At 59.8% G+C, this 5,369-nt stretch carries 8 protein-coding genes; 1 reads left to right on the top strand and 7 read right to left on the bottom strand.

What is annotated here, in order from left to right; translation table 11 throughout:
- A partial coding sequence (locus AB4Z11_RS21695; protein WP_442027603.1) for a DUF2946 domain-containing protein occupies positions 1-357 on the bottom strand: 357 nt, incomplete at its 3' end.
- Between the two features lie 19 nt (positions 358-376).
- Complete coding sequence (locus AB4Z11_RS21690; protein ID WP_442027602.1) at positions 377-1,105, bottom strand: M48 family metalloprotease; 729 nt, start codon at positions 1,103-1,105, stop codon at positions 377-379.
- A gap of 48 nt (positions 1,106-1,153) precedes the next feature.
- Between AB4Z11_RS21690 and AB4Z11_RS21685 the strand changes: the two genes are divergently transcribed.
- Entirely contained in the window at positions 1,154-2,752 is a 1,599-nt protein-coding gene (locus tag AB4Z11_RS21685; RefSeq protein WP_442027601.1) for a lysozyme inhibitor LprI family protein, read from the top strand.
- Positions 2,753-2,765: 13 nt separating this feature from the next.
- Here AB4Z11_RS21685 and AB4Z11_RS21680 read toward each other — a convergent pair whose 3' ends face one another.
- From AB4Z11_RS21680 to AB4Z11_RS21660, 5 genes are all read right to left on the bottom strand, one after another.
- Positions 2,766-3,143 (bottom strand): VOC family protein, encoded by a 378-nt coding sequence (locus tag AB4Z11_RS21680; RefSeq protein ID WP_442027600.1) that lies wholly within the window; start codon positions 3,141-3,143, stop codon positions 2,766-2,768.
- Positions 3,143-3,529, bottom strand: coding sequence for a YybH family protein (locus tag AB4Z11_RS21675; RefSeq protein WP_442027599.1), 387 nt, complete (start codon positions 3,527-3,529; stop codon positions 3,143-3,145). Before AB4Z11_RS21675 ends, AB4Z11_RS21680 begins: the two co-directional genes overlap by 1 nt.
- Positions 3,516-3,914, bottom strand: coding sequence for a VOC family protein (locus AB4Z11_RS21670; protein WP_442027598.1), 399 nt, complete (start codon positions 3,912-3,914; stop codon positions 3,516-3,518). Before AB4Z11_RS21670 ends, AB4Z11_RS21675 begins: the two co-directional genes overlap by 14 nt.
- Positions 3,915-3,979: 65 nt before the next feature.
- Complete coding sequence (locus tag AB4Z11_RS21665; RefSeq protein ID WP_442027596.1) at positions 3,980-4,201, bottom strand: hypothetical protein; 222 nt, start codon at positions 4,199-4,201, stop codon at positions 3,980-3,982.
- A complete protein-coding gene (locus AB4Z11_RS21660; RefSeq protein WP_442027595.1) occupies positions 4,198-5,148 on the bottom strand; it encodes an MBL fold metallo-hydrolase in 951 nt (316 codons plus the stop codon). The genes AB4Z11_RS21665 and AB4Z11_RS21660 overlap by 4 nt, the downstream gene beginning before the upstream one ends.
- Between the last annotated feature and the right edge of the window lie 221 nt (positions 5,149-5,369).

Here is a 5,369-nt window from a genome sequence, read left to right as displayed (position 1 = left end):
GAACAGCAGTGGACGCAGGGCGGGCGCCGCATGGTGCACCAACGGGGGTGCGTCGGTTGGCGGCAGGCCGGTGCTGCCTGCATGCGGCAGGCAGTAGGCGCAATCTTCCATGTCCATCTGCATGCCCGTGATGGCACGCGCGGGCTTGCTGCGATCGGTCAGCGCCAGGAAGGTGGCGGCATCCAGCTCGCCGGTGCCACGCAGGCGGGTGCCGTCATTCAGGCAGATCTCCCACACGCGCGGATGGCCTTTGGCGAAGGCCATCGCATGCGAAATCGTCGGCGCGAGCGCGTTCAGCAGCACCGCGAAGCACGCGAGCCAGATGAAAGCCAGCCGTTTTGTCGATTTCAGACGCATGGCGGAGGATTATACCTGCTCAACGGCCGGCACGCTGCGGGCTGCGGCCTGCCGCCTCATCCTGCTCAGCGGCCAGTTTTTGGGCCAGCTCCCTGGCCGCTATCCAACGCCGCGCTGGCGCCGGATGGGCGAAACTGTCGAAATTCGGGTTATCGCTGCTGCGCGCCAGCTTGCGGTAGTAGCCGGCCAGGGCCATCGGCGGCCACCCGGCCCTCGCCGCAAAGCGCATCCCCTCGCGGTCAGCCTCCTCTTCCTGCGCCGCGTTGAAGCCGGCCAGCTTGCGCATCAGGGTATTGTCATTGTCGATCGCGTGCTCGAATTCCGCGTATGGCCGCTCGCCCCACTTCGGCTCCAGCCTCAGTGCCTCATCAAACTCTTTCAGATTGTGCCGCAGCACGGCATGCATGATCTCGTGCGCCAGCAGCATCGCCAGCTCCGCATCATTCAGCCCCAGGTCCACAACATAGGCGCGGCTCACCAGCAGCTTACCGCCTGCCATGGCGAAGGCGTTGGCATCACCGTCCGTGGTCGTATGCAACTCCCAGTTCCAATCCGCCGATTCGGGAAACTCGCGCTTCGCTTGCTCAATCAAGGGCCGCGCCACAGCCTCGACGCGCGCGCCAAAGCGGGCATCGTCATCCAGCCGATACGCGCTGCGCAGCTCTTCAATCCGTTCGCGATAAAGCCTCGCCGAGCCCGCCATCACCTGATCCTGCGTCACCGCCTGCGCGGCTCCCTCAACCAGCATCAGGAGGACAGCGAGACAACAAGCTGACACCGGTATGGAGGTCTTCCTTTGTGTCCCCATGGCAACCATGCAGTAAATAAAAAGCAATACAATTGCCATCATATGACGACATCCCTACGCTACCAAATTACGGCCGCGCTGTTATTGGCCGCCGCCCTTCCCGCCTCCGCCGCAGGCTTCGATTGCAGCAAAGCCAAACAGAATTACGAAAAAGCGATTTGCGAAGACAAGGCGTTGTCCGCTCTGGACGACAAACTCGCCACAACGTATCGCGATTTGCTCAACACATCCGCCGACACGGCCCTTGTCCGCACCAGCCAGCGCGAATGGAACGCAAGCCGCGGCGAGTGCATGCTCGCGGATAAGCCAAAAGCCTGCCTGGCCGAGATGTACAAGCTGCGCATCAATACCATCACGCTGCTTACCAACGCGGTGCAAAAGCCCGATACCTCGGCAAAGCACTTCGAGCTGCCGGGCATTCTGCCGGATCACGTCTTCACCATCCGCCTGCTAACGCAGTGTAAGGCCGCGGACGAATGCACCGGTCCCGCCCTCGTGCAGATCACGCACAAAGATTCAAGCCAGGTCTTGCAGACCATCGCCGTCCCCGACATCCGTATGCACATCCCCGATGGCAAACCGCTGGCCAACTCCAACGCCATGTACGACTACGGCGGGGTTATCAATGGAATGGACTACAACCTGGACGGCAAACTCGATTTCGCTATCCAGACGGGGAACAGCGGTCCCTACTCGCAGCCCAGCTATGACATTTTCCTGAACGAGAGTGACGCCGCCTTCAAACATAGCCCCGCTTTCACACTCTTGTCACTCGATTCGCTGAACTCTATCGACGTCGAAGGCAATCAGCTGGTCACCACCAGCAAGAGCGGCTGCTGCATTCACTACAAAGAGTGGCACAACGTGGTGAACAATAAGCCCGTGCCAGTGCGTCAGTTGGTGCTGGATTCCGCATCCGACGAAAAGTACGACCTGACCATCACCAACGCCTGGAAGAACGGCAAGTGGCAGCGCGTCAGCGTGGAAAAGGACCGGAAGAGCGATTACTGCGAAGAAGAGCTGTGGGAGACTGTTCGAGGCATGGGCCACACCGTCCATGAGAACGTGAAATTCGCCTGTCAGACGGTGCCGGGCAATAAGAAACAGGTAGTCCTCGCGACGGCTCTGACTAAAGGAAAAGCTGACACCCTCCTGGTTATCCTGGGCCGCATCGGCGACGGTAAGCTCATGGCCAGCTATCTGCGCAATCAGCCGTATGGCGGCAGGATCACCGAAGTGCGCCTGATGGACAAGCCAGTCCCACTGGCGCCCGGTGTCAACGGCGTAGAAGTCCTGACCTTCATCGAACAAGGCAATCGCATTTATGCTGTCGCCACCGTCCTTCGCAAAGATGGCGACAAGCTGGTACCCGTGCTCGACAATCTGCTTGCCAACTTCGGCCAGAGCGGCGCGATGCGCCTTCGCTATCTGACGGATCTGAAACCGGTCAGCGAGGGTTCGGCCAAACTGACCGTTCACGAGACTATTCAGGAATCGGCCAGCAAGCCGGCCGTAACGCGGGACGTACCGCTTACCTTCGACGGCACGCGCTATCTTGTGCCGCCCGATATGCAATACAAGCCCTGATCAATTCGGGAGCTCAGCCTTCGGGCTGCTGACACACTACTTCGATATTGTGGCCGTCCGGACCAATCACGAACGCGGCATAGTAGTTCGCGTTGTAGTTCGGACGCAGACCCGGCGCGCCATTGTCCTTGGCGCCCGCTTCCAATGCAGCGCGATGGAAGGCGTCAACCTGCTGGCGGTTCTCCGCGACGAAAGCCAAATGAAGATGCGCCGGCTTCTCGTCGGTTTGGAACAGGCACAAGGAAGTATTGCAGTTCGGACGAATCAGCTCAATGCCGTAAGTCGGCACGCCTTCCCCGGCGATCTCTATACCGAGCGGTTCGAGAGCCTTGAGGTAGAACGCTTTGCTGGCAGCGAAGTCGCTGACGCCGAATTTGACGTGGTCAAACATTAGATCTCCTGAAGAGTATGGGCATCGCGGGCCAGGTGCCAGCGGCCGCCCTGCAATTTGCGGTAAACAGTCATGCGGTATCCGGCGAATCGCATCGTATCGCCGCCTGCGCGCGGCGATATGGTCAAACTGTCGCGCGCCCGTGTGTATGCGACATCGCCTGCCACCACGACCTCCTCCAGCTCGCTGACACAGTCGATAAAATTCTTCTGATGCGCTGCCGGAAGGTTGGCCGAAAATTCGTTCTTGCCAATTGGCGCCTGGCCCGGGCCGATAAGGACGGCGTCGTCCATCAGCAATGTCAGCAAGCACGCCAGATCGCCTGCATTGACGGCTTTGATCCAGGTGGCGTGTACTTCGCAGACTGCGCGTTCATCGGCTTCCATCGGCGGCCTCTTCAAAGTTAAGTTCCACACCGTTCCCTGCCGGGTCGTTGAAGAAAATCTGAACCAGCTGCGTCTCCGGAACGACGCCAACTCTGTACCTGATGCCCCGCCGCGAAAGTTCATGCTCATATGCCGCTCGACCCGTGCAGCTGAAAGCAGCATGGTCAAATGTCCCTTGCGGCTGGGCCACCCGCTCTTCACCAGGACGGGCTTCGGACAAATGCAAGACAGCCTGGCCTCCGGCATAAAGCCAGTAGCCAAAGCTGCGAAATGGCGGCCGCGCCCCTACTTCCAGGCCAACCACGTCGCTGTAGAAATCGCGCAACTCGTCAAGCATCGCCCTTGCGGCGCGTAAGTTGTAATGGCTAAACCCGATGGCAGGCACTTGGACTCCCTTAAACTTGTCGCATTGAACCCGCGTATTCTAAGCCCGATAACCCCACATTAGCATCACTGCGACGACAGCGACAACAGGTACCGAGTGCGACGCGCCAGCCGCTCCGGGCTGTCAAGGTACGCGGATGGCGCATAAGCGATGGCAACCAGCTTTGCCGCCTGCGCTACGTCGAGTCTGTCCGGCCGCACAACTAGCGCATCAAACGCCAGCGCGCCGAGCCCACAGCACAGCAGAAGGCCAACGAGGCAGTAAGCAATCCAGCGCAATGCATTCACGTTTGCTCGCCGCAGTATTCCTTGCGCTTAGCCGGCACGCGCAGGACCTGATCGACATAATAGGTCAACGCCTCCTCCGTGTATTTGGCATCCGGATGCATAGYGACGAAAGGCGCGCCCTGCTGCATCCATGTCGCAACGCAGCTTGCAGTAGGCTGGCTGCTCTCAGCGCACGCAGTGAACGCATCAAACGCGTGGCGGTAAGTCGAGAACATGGCATGGTCCATCGGCAGACCATGGCCCGGCACGAGGGTCTGGAAGTCAAGCTGATCGATCTCGGCCAGCGCCTGGCGCCAGCCTTCAGCGCAGCCGGTATCGAAGAACGGCAGCGGCACGACCACCAGATCGCCGACGAATACGGTCTTGCTGCTCGGGTCGTGAACCCAGACATCGCCCTCGGTCGCAGCGTATTTCGCCAGATGCAGCCGTAGCTCGCGCTCGCCCAATTTAATCGACGTTGGTCCAGTGACGGGATGATCGGGAATCAGATTGGCAGGATCACTGATCSCATTCAGATACAGCCGCGTATCAGCCTTGTTCGCCTCCGGCACGGCCGGATCTGCCAACCGCGCCTTGGCCTTATCGGCATTACGGATCAAAAATCCCTTCAGCGCGCTCTCCACGGCTGTACTCGTATAAAGCCTTGCGCCGGGGTAGGCAGCGCGAATTCGCGCGTTGCCGGTCGAGTGATCCAGGTGCCAATGCGTATTGATGATGGCAGTGATCGGCTTGTTTCGCGCCTTGGCCACGGCGATGATCTTGTCCGTGTGCTCCGGATGACGGCCTGTATCGATGACCACCAATTCCTTCGGCCCTTCGAACACGATTGAGTTCCCATCGGGCTGCACGTCCTCCGGCACTTTGCCTTCAATGAAGGTGTAAGGTGCTTGCGCGGCCGGCGTAGCGCCTAATCCCATGAGCAGTGCCAATGTAGCGATCGTTGCCATTCCACTCCCCTCTTTCTAAGCAGTTGGGACATCCAAACGGCCATTTGCGGCGTCGCCAAGCGTCCGCCGCCATTTCCTTGCACTTGTCACTGGGAACTAGAGGACTTACCACGACGGATTCGCCACAAGGCCAAGCCGAATACCGCCAGACCAACGACCAGCGCTGGCACCAGCGTCACAACAAGATTACCGTCTGGCGTGAGCCACGATACGACTCCAGC

Source organism: Pseudoduganella sp. RAF53_2 (assembly GCF_052113985.1).
In the GTDB taxonomy this organism is placed as follows: Bacteria; Pseudomonadota; Gammaproteobacteria; order Burkholderiales; family Burkholderiaceae_D; genus Rugamonas.
The sequence above is the reverse complement of the archived record's forward strand: the minus strand, read 5'-3'. Positions and strand labels throughout refer to the sequence as shown.